The 23,273-nt window shown below is 41.5% G+C and carries 21 protein-coding genes and 1 other RNA gene; 7 read left to right on the top strand and 15 right to left on the bottom strand.

From position 1 onward, the window contains the following. Nucleotides 1–27: 27 nt before the first annotated feature. From B808_RS02230 to B808_RS02200, 7 genes are read right to left on the bottom strand one after another with little or no spacing between them, the layout of a single operon-like run. A complete protein-coding gene (locus B808_RS02230; RefSeq protein WP_035421659.1) occupies nt 28–2,568 on the bottom strand; it encodes a carbamoyl phosphate synthase preATP-grasp domain-containing protein in 2,541 nt (846 codons plus the stop codon). Then, on the bottom strand, nt 2,552–3,649 hold the full coding sequence (locus B808_RS02225) for a carbamoyl phosphate synthase small subunit (protein ID WP_009166503.1): 1,098 nt from the start codon (nt 3,647–3,649) through the stop codon (nt 2,552–2,554). The genes B808_RS02230 and B808_RS02225 overlap by 17 nt, the downstream gene beginning before the upstream one ends. A 32-nt stretch (nt 3,650–3,681) precedes the next feature. Continuing rightward, a complete protein-coding gene (gene pyrR / locus B808_RS02220; RefSeq protein WP_009166502.1) occupies nt 3,682–4,212 on the bottom strand; it encodes a bifunctional pyr operon transcriptional regulator/uracil phosphoribosyltransferase PyrR in 531 nt (176 codons plus the stop codon). Between the two features lie 14 nt (nt 4,213–4,226). After that, nucleotides 4,227–5,138: an RluA family pseudouridine synthase gene (locus B808_RS02215; RefSeq protein ID WP_009166501.1), complete on the bottom strand. Its 912-nt coding sequence runs from the start codon at nt 5,136–5,138 to the stop codon at nt 4,227–4,229. After that, nucleotides 5,138–5,608 (bottom strand): signal peptidase II, encoded by a 471-nt coding sequence (lspA, locus tag B808_RS02210; protein ID WP_009166500.1) that lies wholly within the window; start codon nt 5,606–5,608, stop codon nt 5,138–5,140. Before lspA ends, B808_RS02215 begins: the two co-directional genes overlap by 1 nt. Then, nucleotides 5,595–7,253, bottom strand: a complete 1,659-nt coding sequence (locus B808_RS02205) for a formate--tetrahydrofolate ligase (protein WP_009166499.1) — start codon at nt 7,251–7,253, stop codon at nt 5,595–5,597. The genes lspA and B808_RS02205 overlap by 14 nt, the downstream gene beginning before the upstream one ends. Nucleotides 7,254–7,273: 20 nt before the next feature. Next, nucleotides 7,274–7,660, bottom strand: a complete 387-nt coding sequence (locus tag B808_RS02200) for an EbsA family protein (RefSeq protein WP_035421654.1) — start codon at nt 7,658–7,660, stop codon at nt 7,274–7,276. A gap of 40 nt (nt 7,661–7,700) precedes the next feature. Here B808_RS02200 and B808_RS02195 point away from each other — a divergent pair, with 40 nt between their 5' ends. Beyond that, entirely contained in the window at nt 7,701–8,111 is a 411-nt protein-coding gene (locus B808_RS02195; protein WP_035421651.1) for a ribonuclease HI family protein, read from the top strand. Here the strand turns inward: B808_RS02195 and B808_RS02190 are convergent. The 5 genes from B808_RS02190 to B808_RS02175 form a co-directional block, all read right to left on the bottom strand. After that, nucleotides 8,102–9,202, bottom strand: a complete 1,101-nt coding sequence (locus B808_RS02190) for an NAD(P)/FAD-dependent oxidoreductase (protein WP_035421650.1) — start codon at nt 9,200–9,202, stop codon at nt 8,102–8,104. The genes B808_RS02195 and B808_RS02190 overlap by 10 nt on opposite strands. Next, complete coding sequence (locus B808_RS02185) at nt 9,203–10,345, bottom strand: THUMP domain-containing class I SAM-dependent RNA methyltransferase (RefSeq protein WP_035421649.1); 1,143 nt, start codon at nt 10,343–10,345, stop codon at nt 9,203–9,205. Nucleotides 10,346–10,411: 66 nt separating this feature from the next. Beyond that, nucleotides 10,412–10,793, bottom strand: an RNA gene (gene rnpB / locus B808_RS06435) — RNase P RNA component class B. A 15-nt stretch (nt 10,794–10,808) separates the two neighbouring features. After that, nucleotides 10,809–11,192 (bottom strand): cell division regulator GpsB, encoded by a 384-nt coding sequence (locus tag B808_RS02180; RefSeq protein WP_035421648.1) that lies wholly within the window; start codon nt 11,190–11,192, stop codon nt 10,809–10,811. Nucleotides 11,193–11,241: 49 nt separating this feature from the next. Further along, nucleotides 11,242–11,802 carry a DUF1273 domain-containing protein gene (locus tag B808_RS02175; protein WP_009166493.1) on the bottom strand — a complete coding sequence of 187 codons (561 nt, stop codon included), beginning with the start codon at nt 11,800–11,802 and terminating at the stop codon, nt 11,242–11,244. A 105-nt stretch (nt 11,803–11,907) separates the two neighbouring features. On the opposite strand from B808_RS02175, the gene recU reads away from it, so the two are divergent. Further along, nucleotides 11,908–12,540, top strand: coding sequence for a Holliday junction resolvase RecU (recU, locus tag B808_RS02170; protein ID WP_035421647.1), 633 nt, complete (start codon nt 11,908–11,910; stop codon nt 12,538–12,540). Then, on the top strand, nt 12,530–14,863 hold the full coding sequence (locus B808_RS02165; protein WP_035421645.1) for a transglycosylase domain-containing protein: 2,334 nt from the start codon (nt 12,530–12,532) through the stop codon (nt 14,861–14,863). Before recU ends, B808_RS02165 begins: the two co-directional genes overlap by 11 nt. 63 nt (nt 14,864–14,926) lie before the next feature. On the opposite strand, the gene B808_RS02160 is transcribed toward B808_RS02165, so the two are convergent. From B808_RS02160 to B808_RS02150, 3 genes are all read right to left on the bottom strand, one after another. Further along, nucleotides 14,927–15,628: a DnaD domain-containing protein gene (locus tag B808_RS02160; RefSeq protein ID WP_009166490.1), complete on the bottom strand. Its 702-nt coding sequence runs from the start codon at nt 15,626–15,628 to the stop codon at nt 14,927–14,929. Nucleotides 15,629–15,648: 20 nt separating this feature from the next. Continuing rightward, entirely contained in the window at nt 15,649–16,149 is a 501-nt protein-coding gene (locus B808_RS02155; RefSeq protein WP_009166489.1) for a PepSY domain-containing protein, read from the bottom strand. Between the two features lie 68 nt (nt 16,150–16,217). Beyond that, the gene (locus B808_RS02150; protein WP_009166488.1) at nt 16,218–18,995 is read right to left on the bottom strand and encodes a helicase C-terminal domain-containing protein; all 2,778 of its coding nucleotides are present in this window, start codon (nt 18,993–18,995) and stop codon (nt 16,218–16,220) included. Nucleotides 18,996–19,132: 137 nt separating this feature from the next. On the opposite strand from B808_RS02150, the gene mvk reads away from it, so the two are divergent. From mvk to fni, 4 genes are read left to right on the top strand one after another with little or no spacing between them, the layout of a single operon-like run. Beyond that, complete coding sequence (gene mvk / locus B808_RS02145) at nt 19,133–20,074, top strand: mevalonate kinase (RefSeq protein WP_009166487.1); 942 nt, start codon at nt 19,133–19,135, stop codon at nt 20,072–20,074. A 13-nt stretch (nt 20,075–20,087) separates the two neighbouring features. Next, the gene (gene mvaD, locus B808_RS02140; protein WP_009166486.1) at nt 20,088–21,068 is read left to right on the top strand and encodes a diphosphomevalonate decarboxylase; all 981 of its coding nucleotides are present in this window, start codon (nt 20,088–20,090) and stop codon (nt 21,066–21,068) included. A gap of 14 nt (nt 21,069–21,082) precedes the next feature. After that, the gene (locus tag B808_RS02135; RefSeq protein WP_035421665.1) at nt 21,083–22,171 is read left to right on the top strand and encodes a phosphomevalonate kinase; all 1,089 of its coding nucleotides are present in this window, start codon (nt 21,083–21,085) and stop codon (nt 22,169–22,171) included. Further along, nucleotides 22,168–23,199, top strand: a complete 1,032-nt coding sequence (fni, locus tag B808_RS02130; RefSeq protein WP_009166484.1) for a type 2 isopentenyl-diphosphate Delta-isomerase — start codon at nt 22,168–22,170, stop codon at nt 23,197–23,199. The genes B808_RS02135 and fni overlap by 4 nt, the downstream gene beginning before the upstream one ends. The last annotated feature ends 74 nt before the right edge of the window (nt 23,200–23,273 follow it).

Genomic DNA, 23,273 nt, shown 5'->3' with positions numbered 1-23,273 from the left:
TTATTAATAACTATTGGATGTATTTTTTTAAAATGTTTCTGTTTCATTATCAACCGCTAACCAAGCTCCAATTTCGAAATTACGGCGTTGTAAATCTTTACTGATTCCTAATTCACGAAACGGAAAAACGACCTGCATTTTTAAAGGATGCAGTTTAAATTGATCACTATTAATAATTTGACTTACATAGCTTATGTCAAAATGACTGGTATACATCTGCATTAATAATCTAATCCAATTAACTCCTGTAGCATGGTTCAAAAAAATCGTTTCCGTAATTCTTAGTGGTGTAATGCCACTGAGTTTATAATTATTAGCACTATTTTTATGAAAAACAACTTGGATTAGACCGGTCAACTTGGTTTTTTGGACTGCTGCAACTGCTGTGTTAGTCAACTGAGCCAGTTCTGGAGTTTGCGCCGGAACGTAGTAGTCGGTTTGTTCTTCCAAGCCATGCTTATTACAATCAGTTCGGCACCGAAATCCAACCGTGGCAATGGGGACTACGTCAGCTTTAGTTACCAACAAATCAACGCCCACCTCGCCATCAGGAACTTGCCATTCTCCAGTATTCTGATCAGGTGGTATGATAATTAATTTAAAAGAATGCTTCATCTTCTGCAATGCTCGAATTAAATAGTGGCGATTTCCGGGAAGAAATACGTAGGCGGGTTTTTCAATTGCGATAATAGCCTGAATTTCTCCTAGCTGAATCGGTTCCACGTACTGGCGATCACTCAATTCTGAAATTAGTGATACGGAGTTGGGATTGTTGTTTAAAATAATCGTTTTGATACCTAATTTTCGGAGCTGAATTAACATCTCTGCGGTATAAGTATCAGAGGCTGTATTGGGTCCTAAATGATTGCGACCTTTTCCAATAATTAACGCACTATTACTACTTAATTGCGAAACCTCTGAATTTAAACCGTACGTACTGTAAAAAGCTGGCAGTCTTTCTGATAATTCTCCCGCCGTAGGTTCAATCATTTTATATGTTTTGGGACTAGGTAATTCTTCTTGTAGATTTTGTACTGATTCATTACTAGTGTTCCAAAAATTACAAAACATTCCATTTCCAAAGCCATATCGATTTCCCTCGGCAAGTGCTTCTGGACGTAGTTGATTTTTACGCACAAATTGAATGACATTCAAAATATTTTTCATAATCTCAAAAAGTGCTGGATTAATCTTAGTTAACTCACTCAAATCGGGCAATGAGTAACCCCGATTAATTGCTTCATATAGAATTAACAGTTGTTTATCGGTCGGGTGCAATAATTGTTGGATAATTTCATCTTCACTTAATTCTGAATAGCTAGGTAGTACGTCTTTAGGACTAGGCTGGGAACTACGTAAAGCATGCATAAAAGCTGCTTCAAAGTTCGAACCAATGCCCATGGCTGCTCCAGTTGCCTTAGCTCGCCCTCCTAATTCAGGATTTGCCATTGTAAGATAGTCAAATGACCAAATTGGAATTTTAACCGTGATATGATCATACACAGGTTGTAACAATGGCGTTAGTCGATGATAGGTCGCCGGCAGTTGCATTACATCTAAATCCTGATTAGCCAAGATATTAGCAACAACCATTGCTAAGGGATAACCACTAGCATGCGTTACTAAAGCCGTCGCACTGTTGAAAAAAGGATTTACTTTAAAGACATAAGGGGTTTTCGTTGTTTGCTCAATCGCAAACTGAATGTGGCAAACCCCTTCAATACCTAAACAATCTAACAATCGAAAGGTCAGCGCCCGTAATTGCTGAATTTGATTAGCGGTCAAAGTCTGCGCAGGTACAAAAATTACAGAGTCAGTCGCATTAACTTTGATGGGATTCAAATCCTCCAAGGAAGACACAATGAGCTTATTACCGTGGCGATCACGCACCGCCACAATTCCAACTTCTTGATAATCACCAACAGATTGCGCTAGGGTTAATTGGTGAACTGGAGATTGCTGGAATAGATCTTCAACGTTGTTATTTAATTCTTCCATATTTTGAAAAACGTGGCGATGCTGCAGGTTCTTAGGAGCATCAACTGCTTTAATCGCAATTGGAAAATTGAGTTTGGTGAGCGTAGCTCGTAATTCAGAAAAATTAGAAACAAAAGTTGAGGAAACTACCGGAATCTGATTGTTGATTAATCGTTCAGCAATCACGGTGTTGGCTTGCTGATTAGCAGTTTCAGTGCCAAACAAAGCAAGATTGTTTTTGTGTAAGCCAACTAACTTTACATTTAATTCGGCAAGTACGCCCTTTCTTGCCAAACGTTGCACAATTTTCAAAGCATTCTTTTGACCAAAAATTGGGGTAATTGCATCAATTCGCTGTTCTTTTAAAACCCTAGTGACACTTTCAGTCGTTGGATTAGCAATGATTCGTTGTTTGACCGGAAGTTCCGTTAGTAGCAACGAGTAGGCGTTGTCATCAATGACATAACAATCAATACCGAGTTGCTCCCAAACTGCAATGGCTTGATAAGCGGCCGCATCTTGTTCACCCTCATGACCAATGTTAGATGGTCCGCCACCTAGAATGAGAATCCTTTTAAATTCCGAATTCATTATTATTTAATCTCCTTCGAACTAGGATACTTTCGGTAAATTCTGCAAATAAGTCCAGACCACTATCAATGCCACTGGTTCCTTCTGGTGAAAATTGTACCGAAAAAGTTGGATAATCACGGCTTCGCAAACCTTGAATTGAATTATTAATTAGATCAACGAACGTAATAATCAGTCGATTATTATCAATCGACTGGCGCTCAATTTGATATGTTTGCGATTGATCCGCATAGAGAATGTCATTGGTGATAATTTGTCGAATTGGATGGTGATTACCATGGACCCCACTTGCCATTTTCGTAACCGTTGCGCCGTTTGCAATCGCAATTAGTTCGTGCCCCAGACCAATTCCAAACAACGGCAAGCATGGTTGTAGCTTGGTAATCGTCTCTAACACCGTATTATCGATTTCTTCTGGTGCTCCCGGTCCCGATGAAATCACAACGCCTTCTGGAGCCAAACTAATAATTCCCTTAAAGTCGGTGTCCCACGGCACCACAATAATGTTGCAGTTTAGTTTTGCTAATTGACGAATAATCGATTCCCGCAGACCTAAATCAATAACAACAATGGTCATTCCACTCCCAGGCACCAGATAAGGTTTGGGGGTTGCAACGGCTTGAATTTGTTGATTACTAAGCACTGCAGCCGTTAGTTGATCAAAAGCATGTTCATCATTTGTATTAACAATACTTGCCTTTTGCACGTGATGACTTTGTACATATTGTCGCAGCGCTCTAGTGTCAATTTTCCAAATTCCTGGAATCTGTCGTTCTCGTAAAAACTCACTCAAATTTTGTGCCTTCAGAGGTGATTGATTAATATCTTCACGTTGATTTACTACGATTCCCTTCGCACTAGTGATAATTGATTCATAATTTTGCGGATTTGTTCCAATATTTCCAATTGACGGTTGGGTAAACATAATAATCTGATTATGGTACACCGGATCAGTAATGGCCTCCTGATAACCGTTTAAATCAGTATTAATGATTAATTCTCCCGTCGTATTCGAGAGATCCCCAAATCCTTCTCCTAAAAACGAAGTACCATCGTCTAAAATTAAGTATCTCTTTTCCAACCTAGCACCTCACCTGACCACAATCCTTGCAACTACGGTTGTTTAATTTCAACTCCATCACGATTATCAATTTCTGAGACCAAGACCTTAATGGTTTCTTGTTTTGAACTAGGAATATTTTTCCCGACAAAATCTGCCCTGATTGGAAGTTCACGATGACCACGATCTACTAACACTGCTAAGTTAATTCGTTTTGGTCGCCCAATCTCATTGATAGCTGCTAAGGCTGCCCGGACAGTTCTCCCCGTGTATAAAACATCATCAACCAAAATCACATTCTTATTTGTAATATCAACGGTATTTTCAGCGACATTGCCAGCCTTACCAACTGATTGCTGATCATCACGATATTTTGTAATATCCAATTTAATCACGGGGACGTCTGTATTTTCTAATTTTTTGAGTCGATTAGCAATTCGATCTGCTAGGTAAACTCCACGGGTTTTAATCCCAATTAGAATCAAATTACCAACACCTTTATTTTTTTCAATAATTTCATAGGTAATTCTAGTTAGAGCTCGTTGCATTGACATACTATCCAAAACTACTTTTTCATCTTGCATAATAATCTCCTTATTTATTGCTGGTAGCGCATTCTGAGGGTTGTTAGTGTTTTTTTGAAAATTGGTGGTACCGGACTGGTAAAATCTAGTTCTTCGCCTGTGACGGGGTGCTTAAAACCTAACTCGCAAGCATGCAGAAATTGTCCATGACCCCTAATTGTCTTACGTGGTCCATAAACCGGATCCCCAACTACTGGATGCTGAATAAACTGTAAATGTACTCTTATTTGATGAGTTCTTCCTGTTTCTAGTTGGCATTCGATTAGCGTGTAATCAGAACCAAAGTGCTCCAATACCCGAAAGTGAGTGACTGCTGGACGTCCTCCGGTAACCACCGCTTGCTTTTTGCGATCTGTATGGGACCGTCCTAATGGTGCATCAATTGTTCCCTTTGGTTGTTTGAGATTGCCATGTACAAGTGCTAGATATTTTCTGCGATTGGTTTTTGCTTGCAACTGCTGAGAAAGTGACTCTTGCGCTTGTTTGGTTTTAGCAACCATCAGTAATCCAGAGGTATCTTTATCAATCCGATGTACGATTCCTGGTCGAATTTCACCGTTAATTCCAGGTAATTTTGTATGATACAAGATTGCATTAACCAAAGTATGGTTGGGATGCCCTGGTGCCGGATGCACAACCATTCCTTGGGGCTTATCCACTACTAGTACTTGATCATCTTCGTAAACAATTGCAAGTGGCAACGGTTCTGGTTGAACATCGATTGGTTCTGGGGTTGGGATCTCAATTGAAATTGTTGCCCCGGGCTTGGGTTGGTAATTTGCTTTATGTGACTGTTCACTAACCGTAATTGCTCCGGTTGCAATTAATTGTTGCACGCGTGAACGACTTAGATCCGAAAATTCAGCCGCCACCAGTTTATCTAAGCGGTCTGTTTGAGCTGGAACTTTCATTTCCCGATGATCCATTACTCTTCTCCTCGTAATATCCCGATCATAATTAACAAAACTCCAAGCGTTAAATAACAATCGGCTAAATTAAAAATTGGAAAGTTGAAAATTTCCAGTTTTAACATATCGGTCACAAAGCCATTTACCAATCGATCAAGAAGATTTCCAACCGTCCCAGTTAACATCAAACTTAGCCCCCAAAAGAGCCAAGCATTATTCCGATTAGTAATTAGAAAATAGCTAAACAATACTAAAGCAATCGCGGCTAATAGCGTAAAAACCCAGGAATGCCCACTTAAAAAACTCCATGCAGCCCCTGTGTTAGCTAGATTAGTTAGCGATAAGATTGGTGGAAGAAACGATCGACTCGTTCCAAGTGGAATTGATTGTCTTACAAATCCTTTCAATAACTGATCAATTCCTAGCAAAATAAGACTACCACCCAGAGTAATCCCGTACTTAACTAATTTTTGTTTAGAATAATCCACTAATTTCCCCTTGATCAGTTATTTTCATGTTACTAGCGGCCGGCATGGTCGGTAAGCCGGGCATGGTAATGATCTTACCTGCTTGTGCAACAATGAATCCGGCGCCTAATTTAGGTTCTAGCTTGGTAATATGAATCTCAAAACCAGTTGGAGCCCCCATTTTTTGGGGATCATCGGTTAAAGAATACTGTGTTTTAGAGATGCAGACAGGTAATTTATCCCATCCTCGTTGTTTAATATCAATTAACTGCGAGTGAGCGCTTTCGCTAAAAGTTACCTTTCTTGCCCCGTAACTTCGTTGCGCAATTTTGGTTAATTTAAGTTCTAATGAGTCTTGTGGCTGGTAGGTTCGATGAAAATCTGCAGTTTGATCGCATGCTTTTTGAACCAGTTTGCCTAATTCAAGGGCCCCCGCACCTCCATTTTGAAAAGTAGTAGTAAGTGCATGGGGAACATGACGTTTTTGTAAATGCTGTTCAAGTAGAGCAAGCTCTGCATCCGTGTCGCTGGAAAATTGATTAATGGCCACGATAACTGGTTTTCCATAAGCTTCCATCGCATGTACATGCCGATCTAAGTTTGCAACCCCTTGTCGCAACGCCGGCATATTTTCTTGATCCAAAGTAGATTCTGCTTGATTTCCATTTAGTTTCAGGGAACGAACAGATGCTACCACTACCACCGCATCGGGGGTCTTTTGTAATTGTGGCGTGACTAAATCCATGAACTTCTGTCCGCCTAAATCTGCTCCAAAGCCGGCTTCTGTTAGAGTATAGTCAGCAGTTTTAAGCCCTAACTTCGTTGCCAAAATACTGTTGCAGCCCATCGCAATATTGGCAAACGGCCCCCCATGAACGATTGCTGGCGTTCCTGCTAGCGTTTGAACTAAGTTTGGTTGCAACGCATCTTTTAAAATAATGGTTAATGCATCTTGAACCCCAAGATCGCTAACTAGAACTGGTTCTTGCTTTTGATTATACCCAATCAAAATCTGTCCTAGCCGATGCTTTAAGTCTGCTAAATTAGCAGCTAGACACAAAATTGCCATGATTTCACTTGCAGCTGTAATACTAAAAGAGCTGTTAGCGGGTTGCTGCTCACGCAGTTTTCCTCGTTGCAGCTGAATTCGACGTAATCCTCGATCATTAACATCCTCTACTCGATTCCAGACAATGTTATCAGGATCAAGATTGAGTGGGTTACCGTGAAAAATAGAGTTATCGATCAAGGCTGCCAGTGTATTGTGAGCCTCTGTAATGGCATGTAAATCACCCGTAAAATTAAGGTTAATTTCAATCATGGGTTCAATTTGGGAATAACCACCGCCAGCAGCCCCGCCCTTCATGCCGAAAACCGGTCCCATGGAAGGTTCACGAATAGCAATAGCCGTCCGCTGTCCTAGCTTTGTGAGCGCATCACCCAGTCCAATTAATACGGTCGACTTGCCCTCTCCAGCCTTAGTTGGATTGGTGGCCGTCACCAGGACTAATTTTTGTTTTGTCTCTTGATCAGGAACTTGATTACTGATCTTTGCAATCTGATTTCCATAAGCAGACTGGGCGGATGAAGGAATATTTAGTTTTGCTGCGATCTTACTAATCGGCTCTAAGCGAGCTTCTTGAGATATTTCAGCATCTGTTTTCATTGCTACGCCCTTCCTTTTAACTATTTACGACCAATTAATTCAGTAAACTCAATTACAGAATTAGTTGGTAACAACAAGGTATAGGTTTTTTTGTCGGTTTCAAATCGGACCGTATTTCGTTTAGCAGAAACATGATGAATATCACTAATTTTAATCTTTTTTCCAAAGGGATTCAAAACCCGATGGATTTCAATCTCATCTTTAGTGATATAAATTCTACGAAAATAAATCTGTAGCCAGCATAATAATAAAAACAGTCCCAAAAATGCCAGAGTGATATTTTGAAAGTGAGTGATCTCTAACCAAATGATGATTCCCACAAATAATACTATCAACGTCCAACTCCAGTAGATACAGCTAGTTAATAGTTGTGGCTGATATAAAAACTTTCTCTTTTGCGTTACCATAATAATCTAATCCACCTTAATTTTGATTGGAGTTTTTAATATGTATTTTAAATTATATTCTGACGGAGCATACCAACCACGTAACCAGCAAGGAGCTGGCGGCGTGATAATCGTTTCTCAGCATCAGCAAAAACAATTAAAGACATCCTTCATTGCTACCAGCAATCATACCGCAGAATTTCAGGCTTGTATATTTGCTTTTACAAGCTTAAAACAAAAGCTAACTACATCAGAACGCAGCTCAGCTATCGTAACTTATTACACCGATAGTCGACTGGTTGCAGAAAGCATCACCAAGCAATATGCCAAGCACTATCAGCCACAGGTCGATCAAATCATCGCCCTACAAACTGAATTTAAGTTGGTATTTAATAACTGGTTGCCAGATTCACATAATCATGGTGCTCATGAATTAGCTCAACAAGCGCTACATCAAGTGGATCAAAGGTAGTTCGCAACTGGTTGGCTGTAATAACCCAGCTCCAAGTCGGGGTTAGCTACCAAGTCGGCTAATAATTTACCCACCATCGGTCCGGTTGTTAAACCTGAAGAACCCAAACCAGTGCCAATTAAGACTTTTTCATGACGTGGAACCTTACCAACACACGGAGCAAAATCTGGCAGGTAGGCACGCGTCCCAACCCGTTGGTTTTTTACCTTCAGAGGGTCAATCTTTCCTAACCAGGGAGTTACTACCCTAAGTAGTTTAGCACGAGCTGCTGCAGTAGGTTGTAAATTAAACTCACCATGATCTTCATGGGTTGCTCCCACTAAAACTCGACCATTTTCTACAGGAATCAGATCAAATTCTGCTTCTGGCATAAGTACTGGGCTGCTTACAGCACTCCAATGTGGTAATTGCAACTCCAAGAGCTGACCCTTTTGCGGATGAACTTTGAGCTTAATTCCTAATGGTTCCAGCACCTGAGCTGTCCATGCTCCAGTTGCTAGGATAATAACGTCAAATGAACAAACCTGCTGCTTAAACGATAGTTGTTGCTCGGACAACAGAGTAGCCGTACCTTTTCGGTATTCAACCTGCTGAGCTCGTAATTTTTCTAATAATAATTTACAAAAAAGAGCTCCATCCAGCCGACTGCCACCGCTAATCAAAATCCCCGGAGCGGGAACTGCTTGCAAAAATGGTAGTTGCCGATGGATTTCTGTTTGGGAAAGCTGCTTAATTTCTCCGATTTGAGGAGCTTGGTGCCGACGTTGCAGGGCAAGTTCATACAGCTCATCCAATTTTTGTGGTGCTGATCTAGTAATGATGGTTCCGCAATTTTGGTAGCAAATAAGGGGCAGTTGCAACTCCTGACTAAGACGAGCCAATTCAACAGCACCCGCTCGAGCTAGATGATACCAACGTTGATTTCTTCTTTTTGATAACCATGGTGAAATGATCCCAGCTGCTGCCTTAGTCGCCTGCCCTATGCCAGCATCAAAGATAGTGATTTCGTTAGATGGATTATTCTGTTTTAAATAGTAAGCAGCTGTTGTTCCAACGATTCCCGCCCCAACAATTGCAATTTTGGTGGTCATTTAATCCCCACTCTCATTTCGTTTTCCCCAGAATTGGAAATAGTCAGTTCGAATCCGACCATTATATAATTTTCGTCGTTTAGTCGCCGGCATCCCGTATTCCGTTTCAAAATTTAAATCACTGGTTAAAAAGTACTTCGACCAAGTGGTCAACGGAATAAACACTTTTCCTAGATCATGATACAAGGAAACTGCCTGTTGTTGATCACCTAGCCGTTGTCCGTAAGGCGGGTTGGAGACAACTACTCCGTGATGTAAATCCGTATGGAAATCTTGCACCGCAAGTTGTTTGAAGTGGATATCATGCAGCAACCCAATCTCTTGGGCATTAACTTTCGCATAATTAATCATTTCTCCATTTACATCGGAAGCAAAAATTTGAAACTCGCTGGTATAATAAGCCTGTTGATCAGCTTCATCACGAAGCTGATCAACTAACGTAGGGTTAACCCAATCCCATGCCTCACAAGCAAATGACCGTTGAAGACCAGGGGCAAGATTACGAGCAATTAGTGCGGCTTCGATTGGGAGCGTTCCAGAACCACACATTGGATCGACAAATGGCATCGTCTTTGGTTGCCAATTAGTTAATAGTATCAGCGCCGCTGCCATATTTTCTTTGAGGGGGGCTGCTCCCTTAGCAACTCGATAGCCACGCTTGAAGAGACTGTCCCCAGTGGTATCTAATAAGACGGTCGCTTGATTTTTTACTAACCGAGTCTCAATTGCATACGTAGCACCGGTTTCTGGCAAACGGGTGTGCCGCGCATAATAATTACTTAACTTTGCAACAATTGCTTTCTTAGTAATTGCTTGGATATCAGGGACACTATGCAGTTGTGATTTTTGAGACCGACCGGCAACTGGAAAAGCGCCTGTCAAGGGAATCAAGGTTTCCCACGGTAATTTTTCAACATTATCAAAGAGCTCTGTGAAACTAGTAGCACTAAACGATCCCACAACAATTTCAACTCGATCAGCCGTTCGCAACCATAAGTTGGCCTTAATTACGTCAACAATGGTGCCTGAAAACATCACATGTCCATTTTCGGTTTGAACTTGATAGCCCAGTTGCTTGAGTTCATTCGCTGTTAGTGCTTCTAATCCAGCAGCACAAGTCGCCATTAATTTAAATTTTTGCATAATTTCATCCTCATTTTTTCTATAAAAAAAGAGTGGGAAATCCCACTCTACCTGATTGGTGCAGGCCCCTGTAAGCCATGTTTTGTGCTCAATTAAAGTATCAGGAACAATAATTGAGTAGTAATCATCTATCTCAAGAATCATTGATTCTTGCCCTACACTTAGTTCTGATTTCCGTGTGTAAAGCTCCCCTACCAAAAGTTTGGGTTTCCCGCTCGCGGGGTTTACTGCGTTCCAGTGATTCAATTTCTTGAATCAATCGTCTCTATAGCACCTTAGGAAATACTACAACATAGATTAAAAATCCTTAGCTGCCTCTTTCGCCGTAACTGTTAAACAGTCCCTCGGCTTATTTTTTCACCGGGCACGAACACTACAAGCATCACAGCTTGTGCGAGAGTGGACTTTCCTCAGCCAGCCCGTAGGCTAACCGCGATTACTCAGGACCTGCACCAATTAAACCCTAATTATTTTCGCCAAAGACCCGACGTTCCAAATTGGATAACCGCTTTAAAATATCCATATTAGTAACGTTAGTTTCATCCGCATTCCCATAAGAAACTGTTGCCGTACCGTTATTCCCTAACGGAGCTTCCTGGTAACTTGGCTGTGGAGCCGCCTGCGGCTGAACGGTTGGTTTCGCCTGCAATTGCTCTGTCAGCTGTTGGGTTTCGGTGGTTAGCTGTTGAATCTGTTGATCTTGTGACTGGATGGTGTTTTGAAAACTCTCGTAATCTTTAATCACCTGATCCAAAAATGAATCAACATCAGTCGGATCATAACCCCGCATCTTTTGTTTGAATTCTTTTTGGAGAATGTCTTTTGGTGTGAAATTTATATTAGCCATCATACCACCTCCTACGTTTATTAACTATCATATTCTAACACAGCCTTTTTTACAAGTCATCATTATCAGGGTTTAAGCTTTCTGCTGTTTCTTCTAAATCATCAAAATCAATGATTTGAAATGGATATACTTGATGCTCACGAAACTGTAGAATTGCCTGGTAATCATATTCCGGCTTTCCTAACTGTTCAGTGTCATATACCAATAACGCCTGGTCGGTATGACTAAGCATAAATTGTTGATAATTTTTCAATTGCTGCGGACTCGTATACGGATGTTCACTAACTGAAGCAGAGAAGTCTGCCCTAGAAAGGGTTGCTTGCAAGCGAGCGCGGTTTGCTTCATTCCACTGAGTACCAAAATCGGCAAAAGGAAGGATAACCCCAATCTCGAATTGTTGGGGATACTGTTGTTTTAATTGATGAGCAATTTGAACAGTCCATTGCTCTATCCCTAACTGAGCACCTGTAATAATCCACGTACACCCAGCTTCAAGCAACTGTTGTAAAGCTGATTGCAACGCCGTGAACACCACTTGAGCTTTAGGATCTTTTGGATTAAAAATCCCTAATTCATAGCTGCGATAGCCAGTAATCCAAGCTCTACTCATAACATCTCCTGGATAAAAGTTTAATTACACTGTTGATATTGCTATAATTGTATTACATTTAATGAGAGCTCTTCAAATTCAATTAAATTCATTGAGGAGGTTACTGTGACAATTCATTATCCTAATGGACATCAGTATCACCCTCGTCCGTCCCGTCTGCGCCACACCAATCAGCTAGACAGCATTAGTCACGCTGATCGGGGAATGTCGTTGGAACAGGCCGTTAACGAGAGTAATCAATATTATCGAGCTCGTAATAAAGCCGTTATTCACAAAAAACCAACCCCGATACAGATTGTTGACGTATCCTATCCTAAGCGGAGTGCAGCGGTAATTCGAGAAGCTTATTTTCAAGCAGCCTCAACAACCGATTACAATGGAATCTACAGGGGGCACTATATTGATTTTGACGCTAAAGAAACTACTAACAAGACTTCGTTTCCTCTAGCCAATTTTCATGCACATCAAATTCAACATCTAAGAGATTGCTTCCAGTTGGGAGGAATCTGCTTTGCCCTAATTAGTTTTAAACCCAGCAATGAACTTTTTTTGCTCAACGGTCCCGACCTATTTTCAGCTTGGGATTTACAATCCCAAGGGGGACGAAAATCTATTCCCAAAAAACAAATTACGCAAAAAGGATATGCACTTCCCTATCGGTTTAATCCAGTTATTCCATATTTAGATGCGGTTGATAAAATCATTGCCGCTCACAAAGGAGAAAAAAATGAGTTCTGACGAAACCTATTCACGTCTACAAAAAAACAAGCGCAAGGCTCGACCATTCCTTCATATTTTTTTGTGGATTGTTTTCTTTGTTTTCTTACTATTTTTAATGGGCGTGGGACTATTTACCTATTATGCTGCTTCGGCTCCTCACGTTTCCTACCATACACTTTCAAGTGATAATTCCACTACGATCTATGATCGAAATGGGCAAGTTATTTCTCGACTAGGAATGCAAAATCGTGACTATGTTAAACATCAAGACATCCCAGAAAATCTAAAAAATGCGATTATTTCTGTCGAAGATCGCCACTTTTACCAAGACAAGGGAGTTGACCCCATTCGAATTGTCGAGGCGGGAGTAAGCAATATCTTTGGTCGTAGTGGTGGACTTCAAGGTGGCAGTACGCTAACCCAACAGTTAATTAAGTTATCGGTTTTTTCAACTAAAGCCTCTGATCAAACTTTGAAGCGGAAGGCCCAAGAAGCTTGGCTAGCAGTCAAAGTCGACAAGGACTACAGCAAACAACAAATCTTGGAATTTTATATCAATAAAGTTTACATGGGAAATAACTCCTATGGAATGCAAACCATTTCCCAAACGCTCTACCACAAGCCGCTTAACCAATTAGACTTAGCTCAAACAGCACTGCTAGCTGGCTTGCCACAAGCACCCGTTGCCTATAACCCTGTTACTAATCCTAAATACGCAACAATTCGTCGTAATCAAGTTTTAGATGCAATGGTTAAAAACAAGGCCATTAGTCAGAAACAAGCTAACCAAGCAAAACGTCAAAACGTCCAAAATGGTATTGACAAAGCCAATGTCAATAAAACTCCAACTCAAAAAGACGAAAAGTATGCCGATGCATATATTAGTCAAGTAACCCAAGAAATGCGCGCCAAGGGCTTCAACCTCAATGCCGGTAATAAAATCTACACCAATCTAGATATGAATACCCAAAAACATATGTATCAACTAGCTAACGACGATAATGCCGGACTGGCTTTTAATAACAATGATTTCCAAATTGGTGCCACCATGGTAAATCCCCAAAATGGAAAAGTCGTTTCCATGTTAGGAAGTCGCAAACAAAACGTTCTCTTTGGTCTGAATCGAGCAGTTCAAACAGATCACTCTAGTGGTTCAACTATGAAACCACTCATGGACTACGGTCCTGCAATTGAGTATCTTAAATATCCAACCTATCAATCGATGAAAGACACTCCCTTCACGTACCCTGGTACCGATAAACAGTTGAATGATTTTGATAATAAACATCAAGGAACCATTACCATGAGACAGGCCCTAGTTCAATCACGAAATATTCCTGCCATCCGGACCCTTCAGGATGTGGGAATTCCACGCGCCACTGAATTTTTAAAGGGATTGGGAATGACCTTCAAAGAACCACTCAATTTGCAAAATGGGATTGGAGCCTACATCTCTTCTGAACAAGAGGCTGCTGCCTATGCCGCATTTGCAAATGGTGGAACCTATCACGAACCTTACCTAATTAATAAAATCGTAACACCAACTGGTGAAAGTAAGCAGTTCAAAGCAAAGAGCCATCGAGCTATGTCGCCTGCCACAGCTTTCATGATTACCGATATGCTTAAAGGAGTCATGACTGATCCACAGGGGTCTGGAACAGCAGCAAATATTGCTGGTCTCTATCAAGCTGGTAAAACGGGAACAACCCAGTATCCAGATAACTACCTCAACCAAGTTCCTAAAAATGCAAGCATGGATTCTTGGTTTACTGGTTATACCAAAAATCTCTCCCTTTCGATTTGGACCGGGTTTGATCGACCACTGGAGCCAGACCACTATCTTTCTGAACCACAGACGAAAATTGCCCAACAATTTTACAAACAAGTTATGGAACGAGCATCTGAAAATCAACCTAATGAAAACTGGACAAAACCTGACGACGTTGTCAAAACAAAGAAAAATGGGCAAACTCAGTATTACATTGTTGGTCACGGGGCTGATCAGACCCAACGGGTTAATACTACTGCTAGTCAGTCGCAACAAGCGGCAGACAACCAATCCGTCGTCCCCAACCAAGCTGATAATAAGCAACAAGATCAGACCACTAATGAACCTACGAATGGGATGGCTACTCCAACCGAGCAAACTCCTACCCCAATAAATAATGATCAACCCCAAAACACCCCTACTCCAAGCGAAAACCAGCCATCGCAACCAACCCAAAACAATAACCAACAGCCTCAAACAAATCAACAACCAGACCAGCAAAATCAACCTAGTCAACCTGCTCAACCACAAACTGATTCAAATCAACAGCAACAACAACAACCTAACCAGTAGCATCAGTAATTAAAAAGCTCTGTAAATTCTGAGAAATCATCTCGGTTAATTTACAGAGCTTTTTTAATTTTTATCAATTTTAAATAACGGAATCTGTGGGGGCTGTTGTTGTCCATCGTTAGCGGTCATTTCTCGATTAGAACGGTGCTGTTGATATTGCTCCACTTGAGCAGCCGTTTGTAAATTGGCTTTATGCCAATTTAATAAAATTCGATCCATGTACCGCAGATTATAGACCTGATTTAAGACGGCCTCCCGCAGAGCCAATTGAATTAAGTCATTCCCATAGTGATCTTGATCAAACCAACTGGTAATGGTCTCTAGTTCAATTGGGGAAAGCATTCTTCCAAACTCTTTACTGATCATCTGCACCGTGGTTTGCCGCTGATTAGCGCTACTCTCAATCGCTGGTGCTGAGGTAGTAGTCACTTCATCAACATCTACTTGTTGCTTGAGTAACTCACTTATCTTTTTGCTTAAGGGACGCAAGCTATATTCATCGCGATCATGCTTACGCGTGATTGCAATGATTTTTTTTAACACTAACTGATGTAATTCGTCATACACGGTTTGTTCAGATAAACCTGTAATTTCCGCTAAACTTCCTGCACTTGGGAAAAAGACCTGTTGCTGACGCTGGTATTGCAGTTCTAATACCAAGACTAGTTCCACCGCAGTCAACCCAAGTTGTTTGAAATTTGTCAACAAAAAACCAGAAATACTTAGGGAACCGCTCTCTAGATAGTGAGCGAATTCTTGCTCCATAATGCTAGCCTCCTTCTTTGCTAAAGATTTTTAATTACTTTAGTAACTTTTCCCTTAGAGAAGTTAATATAGACATACTGATGTGCCCCCTGCCTGTTTCTAGTTGAAACCAGCCACACCGGCTTATTCTGCTCTACAGTTAGTCCTAAATTCGTAACGGTCGCAGCCGTTCGATGACTTGCAATTTGTGATGCCTGTGTGGCAGAGATTCCGCTTGCTTGCCGAACGATTTGAACAGCGTGCCAATTATTACTCATAATTGCATAAATCGGTTGTTTTTGCTGGTTACGTCCAGCAATTGTGTAGGTGGGGCGCCCCACATTAACCGCAAAAAAATGATCACTTTTGTCAATCTTAGCATAACGTTGTGCCACGGCCTGTGACGTTTTTTCTGCTTGGGTCAATGGCCGCCGTGCTAAATGTAGGATGACACTCGTTATTATAATCAATAACAGTAGAATTAATAAGGCTAGTTCCAATCCATGGATCAGCTTGCGTCGTCGGATTCTTTCTTTTCGCATACCATACTCCCTGCTTTCTTAAATTCATTTTATTATAGCAAACGCCAGCACCCTCGACTTAACCTGAGTCAGCTATGCGCTAAAAAGTAACGCTGTGCCGCAATAATCTCACCAATGGTTCCAACTGACACTGATCCCAGTTCATCTAGAGCTGACCAAATTTGCTTGCCATATTTTTTGGTCAGAATGCGATCATCTAATATCGTAGCAATCCCTGTATCATTTTCACTACGAATTACGCGTCCAATTCCTTGCTTTAAGGTTAGAATTGCTTGTGGTAGTGAATAACTCACAAATGGCTGCTTATGAATTGCCTTTAACTGAGCGGCATGAGCCTGCATCAATGGGTTTTGGGGCGCAGCAAACGGTATCCGGGGAATAATTACTGATTTGAGATAGTTGTGAGGAAAATCAACGCCCTCCCAAAACGAACTGGCTCCTAGGATAATTGAATGCTGATTGCTACTAAAGCGACGCATAATTTTTTCTCGACTGCCGGAAATATTGCTAGCCAAAATTTGGGCAGGAATGCGCTTATTTAATTTTTGGTACACTGCTGCAAGTAGGGCTTGCGAATTAAACAAAACAAGGGTCGGGGTTGGCGCAGTTTGATAGATCTTTTGAATGGAATTAGCCAGATAAGCAACATACTCCGGATTATTTTCATTGGCTGGTAATGGCATTTTTTGCGCCACCATGATATTAAGTTGCTTTTTTAAGTTGAAGGTGGTTTGGAAGCGTTTCATTCTAGTATTTGAACGCTCAAGCCCCAGTTGTCGATAGATGAACGGCGCTTTTTTAGAACTGAATAAGACCGAACCCGTAAAAACTGCTGGTTCAAAATATTGATAGATATCGTCTTGCAATTCTTGATCATGGGCAAACTCGGTCGTAACCAGGCGCAACTGTGTTGCACTAGCATTCGGACGATAGCTTAGCCAAAAAGCTTGCATTGCAACTGATGATCGTTTGACCACTTGTGTAACTTGGTTTAAAAAATCAATTAAATTGGAAACTTCTTGGTTGAATTGTAAAAATAGTTGATAATCAGCGGGAAGCCAACGAGTAGCACGATTTTGGATTTTATGGTTAAAAACATCTAACTCCTGCTTTAAGTGCCGTGTGGCTCGCATGATCGACTGCCATGCCGTTTGATGTTGTACTTTAAAATATTGTAAATTGACTGCTTGTGCTAAAGTACCTGTATCCTTTTTGGTTTGAAATTGCTTAGCAAATAAGGTTAGCAATTCCTGATAACTGATTCCTAGCTGATTAGTTATCTGCAAACACTTGCTTAAGGTTTGTTCTAAATCTGGATCATTTGCGAGTAGTCCCATCAAATTAGCACCGTGGGATGTTTCAACTAGATGCTTAATTTTACTTTCTTGCTTTTTCACCGTTCCTAGGGATAAGGTTACTCTTCTAGTCTGCAAAAACGCATCCGGCAACTGCTGTGCTTCATCAATTACCAAATATGGCTTAGTCTGCAATACCTTTGTCAATCGCGCTGCATGTAAACATAAATAGGAATGGTTCGTAATAATCACATCCGCTCGAGCTAAAACCTGTTGTTGCCTAGTTAGAAAATCATATGGTTCTTCCGATTGTTGCTGAGCGGTTGGAGTGGTTTGATAATTAATCTGTGCTAAGAATGGTGCCGTTTGATTAAAATTTAATTCGTCTAAATCACCGGTCATAGTTTCAGTTAACCAGACTAACAACTGCGCCTTAATGAACTGCGTCAGCTGATTACTCTCATCCAAAAATAATTGGTCAGCAAACCGATTCAAATCCAAATAATGCTGTCGTCCCTTCACAAGGGCAACATTAACCTTTAATTTAAAAGTCTGCGACAATGATTCACTTACTTGCTGCAACTGTTGTTGCAACAAGATCGTAGGCGTACTGATGACAACTGGCCGATTTTTTTGAGCTAAATATGCCATCGGCAATAAGTAGCCAAGCGTCTTCCCACTCCCAGTTGGAGCCTCCAGCAACAAATTGGTAGCGGTTTTGTTTGAATCAGCATAGTTACGGTAGATTAAATTCATCATGGCAGCTTGCGACTCGCGATATTGATATTTAGGTGTTAACCATCGTTCTTTTTGTTTTTTAGTCAATGGAAACTTGGTTTGTGGTTTACGGAGAGCTTGTTGCTGCTGACGGGGCTTACGAATAATAATTCCATCTAAGTTAAGCCACTGATTACCTAATTTTTGCGGCCCAATTTGTCTGTGCTTCTGTAAAACGGTCTTAAAGACACCCATAGTTTGTTTGGGTAAAACTAAGCCAATTGTGACCAGCGTTTGTAAGGTTAGCAACGGAAGCTGCTCAATCTTTTTTATCAGGATTAGCAGTAAAGCTGCGGTTGCTGCTGCGTCACTAGCAGAAGAATGAGGCTTGCGGTGCTCAATTTTAAAATGGCGACTTAAATCCTGCAAACGATAACTAGATAGCGTTGGAAACAAAATTTGCGTTAAAGTAACCGTATCAACAGCTTCAATTGTGAGTGGTGGATATCCGGCACGTTCAAAAGCTTGATTTAAAAAAGGAAAATCAAAATTGACATTGTGCGCCACAAAAACAGTTGCTTGCAATTTTTGATAAAGCTCCGCTGCTACTTGATCAAAGCTGGGTGCAGCCATAATTGTTTGCGCAGAAATCCCTGTAAGTTCCGTGATCTCCGTTGGAATTGCAACATGGTCGTTAATATAGGTGGAGTAACTATCCACAATTTGATTGTGCTGAACAAAACTAGCGCTTACTTGAATAATTCTAGCCTTTCCGGCCATGCTGGTGCCAGTTGTCTCAAGGTCTACCACCGCAAAAACTGAATTAGCGTCCATATACTTCCTCAACTTTCGTAACATCATCTACCGTGATTTTACTACAAATTTGTAAAATTCGTTAATTATCCTGTGGGGGATCACGTTCAAATTTTAATTATGCTAAAATGAAATAGTTAGAAAGCGAGTAATTGATTATGCTAGAATACGCGGTTGGAACCAGTCATGCTAAAGTGATTTTCTTAGGGGAACACAGTGCCGTTTATCGACAACCAGCGCTGGTTTTTCCTCTACCAGGAATTCAAACCATTGTAACGATCAGCCCAGCACCCACAAAAACTTCCGCGCTCCAAAGTGATTTTTATACCGGAGCATTGGATGCTGCCCCGGAAGCATTACAGGGACTTTTAAAGTTACAAGAGCAGTTGGATGATAAATTGAATCCCCAGCACCAACCACTCAAGTTTACGGTTGAAAGTAACATTCCCGTTGGGCGTGGTATGGGATCGTCCGCTGCCACTGCAAGTGCACTTACCAAGGCCTATCATGCTTTTTTTTCTGCTGATTTATCAGCCCAGAACCTGGGTCAATTTACCGATCTTGAAGAACAAATTACCCACGGCAATCCCAGTGGCATTGATGCTAAAACGGTAAATGCCAATCAGCCAATCCTATATCAGCACCATCAATTTCAAACAATTGATTTCCAACTGGCCGGCTACTTAGTAATCGCCGATACCGGTCAAAGCTCCGCTACCAAGGTAGCTGTTGCTCAAGTTACTAAGGCCATGCAAACCAATCCAGCACCAACGCAAGCAATTATTGAACATCTAGGTTTGCTAGTCCAACAGTCATTAGAGCTCCTGCGCCACCAACAATTAAACCAAACCGGCAAACTACTAACTGCTGCTCATCGTGATTTACAAAAGCTAGCAATTAGCACTACAAAACTAGATCTGCTCGTTCAAACCGCTTTAGAAAACGGTGCTCTAGGAGCCAAATTAACCGGCAGCGGTCTCGGTGGTTGTCTGCTTGCTCTAACTGATAACCAAGAGACTGCTGACTATTTAACTACTAAACTTCGCGTAGCCGGTGCCGTTAAGACTTGGAAACAAAATTTAGCCGATTTAAATCCATAGGAGGATTGTGACCGTGAGTAATCAAACAGCAACCGCCCGGGCCCATACTAATATTGCCTTAATCAAGTATTGGGGTAAAACTAACTCTAAACTAACCATCCCTACGACCAGTAGTCTATCGCTAACGCTTGATCATTTCTATACGGAAACCAGTGTTACTTTTCAACCAGAATTGCAGCATGATCAAATTATATTTAATCAAAAGTTACTGTCGGAAAAACAAGCTCGGCGCATTAGTAATTTCTTAGACTTGGTCCGAATTCAGAGCAACTGCCAAGCATACGCACTTGTAGAAACCGTCAATCACGTCCCCACTGCGGCTGGGCTAGCTTCATCTGCTTCTGGTTTTGCAGCCCTTGCTGCTGCTGCGAGTCGCGCCAGTGGCATGGATTTGTCAAATAAAGAATTATCGCGCTTAGCCCGCAAGGGTTCGGGTTCGGCGACCCGTTCGATTTACGGTGGCTTAGTGGAGTGGCGCCACGGAATTGGTGATCATAGCTCTTATGCAATGCCTCTGTCTGAATCCCCGCAGTGGGATTTGGTGGTGATCGCCCTCTTATTTGATAAAAAACAAAAACAAATTTCTAGTACCATTGGTATGGAAAGATCAAAACAAACTTCTCCCTATTATCAGGACTGGGTAAAACAGTCTGCGCTTGATCTCAAGCAAATTAAACGAGCCATTCACCACCAAGATTTTACTAGTTTTGGGGAAATTGTCGAAGCAAATGCCATGAACATGCATGCCTTGACCATCAGTGCCCAGCCTAGCTATACTTACTTTAATGGACAGACGATTCAGGCAATGGAACTAGTTCAACAGCTTCGCAAGCAAGGAATTCCAGTCTATTTCACGCTCGATGCCGGTCCTAACCTCAAGATCATCCTACAGCGTTCAAATTTAGCTGCAGTTAAAGCCCGTCTTACAAGCGTTTTTGGCCAGGATCAATATGTCGTGGTAGCGGCTGGTCCAGGTATTCAATATTTGAAGTAAAGGATATGCATAATTTGATTACAACAAAAGTTTCGGGAAAATTATATCTAGCCGGCGAATATGCTGTGGTTGAACCCGGCTACTCTGCGATCATCGCTGCAATCGATCGATTTGTAACCGTTAGATTGACCCCGGCACTAGCTGCAACATCAAGCGTGATTACCTCGCACCAATATGAAAATCACACTCTACGCTGGGATCGTATCGGTTCAAAAATGGTGGTTGATAATCGGGATAACCCGTTTCAATACATTTTATCGGCCATTAAAGTTACCGAAGACTATGTCGAAGCACTACATCTTCCAATGAAAAAATACCAGTTAGATGTCAATAGCGAACTTGATAATGGAAACGGTAAAAAGTATGGCTTAGGTTCCTCGGCTGCTGTGACCGTTGCAACCATTATGGCCGTGTGCCAGTTATATCAGCTACATCTGTCACGCGTTAACCTATTCAAGTTAGCAGCAATTGCCCATTTAGATGTTCAGGGAAATGGTTCTCTGGGAGACGTTGCTTCTAGCGTATTTGGTGGATTAATTTCTTATAGTTCGTTTGATCGACAATGGCTTATGAATTTTCGTCACAAGCTAATTCTGCCAGACTTACTAAAACTAGAATGGCCTAAACTAGAAATCATTCCATTAAAAATCCCAGCAGCACTTCGTTTTTTAGTAGGCTGGACCGGATCCCCTTCATCTACTTCGCATCTGATTGACCAAGTAGAATTGAAAAAAGGGAGAACGCAAAGCCAGTATCATCAATTTCTCCATGCCAGTCAAAAATGTGTACATGAAATTACTAATGGATTTCGTCAAAATAACCTTGAACTAATCATGAATAATATCAAGGAAAATCGCCAATTGCTACAGTCACTGAGTAATACAGAACACGTCGACATTGAAACTCCAAAACTTCAAACCATGATTAAAATTGCCGAGCACTATGGTGGTGCTGCCAAAACATCTGGAGCCGGCGGTGGTGATTGTGGTATTGTTCTCATCAATAAAAATGACGACATCCAATCATTGCTGGCTGATTGGCGCAAAGCGGGAATTGATCCACTTAATTTAGCAATTTACAATTATACGGGAGAAAATTTGTGACCAGTCGACAATCTCATCGCAAGGACGAACACGTGTCACTTGCCAAAAAATTTCATTCGGACGTTTCACAGGCCGGCTTTCAAGCACTTCGCCTGTTACCAAACGCCCTACCAGAAAGCGATTTCACTAACGTTTCACTGAAAACTACTTTTGGTAAATTAGTCCTAGAGCTTCCCTTTTACATTGAAGCGATGACTGGCGGGAGTTCTTTTACAAAAAAGCTTAACCAACAGCTTGCTCACGTTGCCGCTGAGACTGGGTTAGCCATGGCCGTTGGAAGTGAAAGTGTCGCTTTAAAAGACCCTACCCTTCGAGATAGTTTTTCAATTGTTCGCAAGGTTAATCCACACGGGCTTATTTTTGCTAATTTAAGTGCTGGGGCTAGTCTAGATGAGTGTCATGCTGCACTAGAATTGGTCCAAGGTGATGCGCTGGAGCTCCACTTAAACGCTGCTCAAGAGGCCATTATGCCTGAAGGAGATCGATCATTTCATTGGGCTGAGCACCTGCAAGCAAACGTGGCTGCAAGTCCGGTTCCAGTCATTTTAAAAGAAGTTGGTTTTGGGATGACTCAGGAAACAATGCTGACCCTGCGTAGTTTGGGAGTCCAATATCTTAACCTAGGTGGCCACGGTGGTACTAATTTTGCTCAAATTGAAAATTTTCGCCGCCCACAAAAGGACTTTGCCTACCTGAGCGACTGGGGACTCACTACCGTGGAGTCTCTGTACGAAGCCCATGCCGTTCCCGATATGTACATTGCTGCCGCTGGTGGAATTACAAACCCATTAGAGATCGTTAAAGCATTATATTTGGGAGCCGATGCCGTGGGCGTAGCTGGCACTCTTTTGACATATTTAATTGATCACGATGTTAACGCTACAATTGAACTAGTTCGAGAATGGATCACTGGATTACGTACTATCTTTGCTTTGTTGGGAGTCCACTCAATTGCAGAATTACGCCAGCGACCTGCCGTGCTAAGTTCCGAACTCCTTACCTATTTACAGCAGCGCAACTTATCCTAATCTAAGTGCATTATAAAAGCCTCCATCATGAGCTCAGCCATGATGAAGGCTTTTTTGTAATATTTAGAACTTAT

The organism is Fructilactobacillus florum 8D (assembly GCF_000512295.1).
GTDB classification, from domain to species: Bacteria; Bacillota; Bacilli; order Lactobacillales; family Lactobacillaceae; genus Fructilactobacillus; species Fructilactobacillus florum.
The sequence above is the reverse complement of the archived record's forward strand: the minus strand, read 5'-3'. Positions and strand labels throughout refer to the sequence as shown.